Source organism: Streptomyces sp. NPDC102441, assembly GCF_044765585.1.
Lineage (GTDB): Bacteria > Actinomycetota > Actinomycetes > Streptomycetales > Streptomycetaceae > Streptomyces.
In genome coordinates this window covers 1-1541 of sequence record NZ_JBIWKH010000035.1, presented here as the reverse complement: position 1 = coordinate 1541, position 1541 = coordinate 1, and the positions used below count along the sequence as shown (strand labels likewise).

Here is a 1541-nt window from a genome sequence, read left to right as displayed (position 1 = left end):
TCCCCGTTATCTTTTTCGCGGTCCTGCAATGGGGCCGCTGGCCTCCGGGCCCGGTATGACTGTGTCCCCCTGTCGAACGAATGACCTGGGGGGTGGTGTCGCCGGGCCCGGGAGGTGCCGTCGGAGACGCTGATGAGAGGTCCGGCCACCGTCCGGTCCGGCGCAATGCCGGGCAGCCCTTGGGCGGCAGGTCTGCATAACGTGGATGCGCGCGTACGACACCGATGCCGAGGCCGGCACGTTCAACTCGCCTGGAGGGGCGCGATGTTCGATACCGAAGACGTGGGCGTGTTCCTTGGCCTGGACGTCGGCAAGAGCGCCCACCACGGGCACGCGCTGACTCCTGCGGGGAAGAAGGTCTTCGACAAGCAGCTGCCCAACAGCGAGCCGAAGCTGCGGGCCGTCTTCGATAAGCTGGCCGCGAAGTTCGGCACGGTGCTGGTGATCGTGGACCAGCCCGCCTCCATCGGAGCCCTGCCTCTGGCCGTCGCCCGGGACGCGGGCTGCAAGGTCGCCTACCTGCCCGGCCTGGCGATGCGCCGGATCGCCGATCTCTATCCCGGCGAGGCGAAGACCGACGCCAAGGACGCCGCGGTGATTGCGGACGCCGCCCGCACCCTGCCGCACACCCTGCGCTCGCTGGAACTCACCGACGAGATCACCGCCGAGCTGACCGTCCTGGTCGGCTTTGACCAGGACCTCGCTGCCGAGGCCACCCGCACCAGCAACCGGATACGCGGCCTGCTCACCCAGTTCCACCCCAGCCTGGAACGCGTCCTCGGTCCGCGTCTGGACCACCAGGCTGTCACCTGGCTGCTGGAACGCCACGGGTCCCCGGCCGCCTTGCGAAAGGCCGGCCGTCGCAGACTCGTCGAGCTCATCCGGCCCAAGGCACCGCGCATGGCCGCCCGGCTGATCGACGAGGTCTTCGACGCCTTGGACGAACAGACCGTGATCGTGCCGGGGACCGGCACCCTCGACATCGTCGTTCCTTCCCTGGCTCGCTCCCTCGCCGCTGTCCACGAACAGCGCCGGGCCCTGGAAGCCCAGATCAACACCCTGCTGGAGGCACACCCTCTTTCCCAGGTCCTGACCTCGATGCCGGGAGTCGGCGTCAGGACCGCAGCCGTGCTGCTGACCACCGTCGGCGACGGCACCAGCTTCCCCACCGCCGCCCACCTCGCCTCCTACGCGGGCCTGGCCCCCACAACGAAATCGTCGGGAACCTCGATCCACGGCGAACACGCACCCCGAGGCGGAAACCGGCAGCTGAAGCGGGCCATGTTCCTGTCTGCCTTCGCCTGCATGAACGCCGATCCCGCCTCCCGGACCTACTACGACAAGCAACGCACCCGCGGAAAGACCCACACCCAAGCCCTCCTTCGCCTCGCCCGCCAGCGCATCAGCGTCCTGTTCGCCATGCTCCGCGACGGAACCTTCTACGAGTCCCGAACCCCCGCCGTCACCCTCGCCGCATAAACGGGACCGGCACCCCTAAAACCGACAGCGCGGGATTGACGAACGACATAGAGGCACCCCCC

At 68.6% G+C, this 1541-nt stretch carries 1 protein-coding gene; it reads left to right on the top strand.

Annotated features, from left to right (window positions below):
* Positions 1-264: 264 nt before the first annotated feature.
* The gene (locus ACIREO_RS39670; RefSeq protein ID WP_404119970.1) at positions 265-1479 is read left to right on the top strand and encodes an IS110 family transposase; all 1215 of its coding nucleotides are present in this window, start codon (positions 265-267) and stop codon (positions 1477-1479) included.
* Positions 1480-1541 lie beyond the last annotated feature (62 nt).